Genomic DNA, 402 nt, shown 5'->3' with positions numbered 1-402 from the left:
ATAGCTATATTAGGAAAATTCCAACCATAAACACTAGGGGAATTAAAAGTATAAACTTCATTAGGGCTAAAAGATAATTTGTCTTTATATTTAATATCGCAATATATCAAAGCCATTTGAGCTAAATACCCACCCAATGAATGTCCTACAAATATAATTCTTTTGTGTTTGTTTTTGATTATTTTATTTACTTGTTCTAAAAATTCTAAAAGAAAAGAAGATTGGATATTGCCATTGAGGGATAGAGTTATGTCTTGAACTATATCTTGAATCGAGCTAATAAAATTATCAGTTTCAGTTCCCCTAAATCCTACTATAAATTCATCTTTTTCTTTATCATAAAACAAAGTAGCACTAAAGCCACTTGTAGTGTTAGGCTGATGAAATTGAACCTCATATCTT

At 28.6% G+C, this 402-nt stretch carries 1 protein-coding gene; it reads right to left on the bottom strand.

What is annotated here, in order from left to right:
• On the bottom strand, window positions 1-402 hold a 402-nt coding region (locus AJ930_RS10645; protein ID WP_261659525.1), incomplete at both ends, for a YqiA/YcfP family alpha/beta fold hydrolase.

The organism is Campylobacter sp. BCW_6871 (assembly GCF_001762325.1).
GTDB classification, from domain to species: Bacteria; Campylobacterota; Campylobacteria; order Campylobacterales; family Campylobacteraceae; genus Campylobacter_D; species Campylobacter_D jejuni.
The sequence above is the reverse complement of the archived record's forward strand: the minus strand, read 5'-3'. Positions and strand labels throughout refer to the sequence as shown.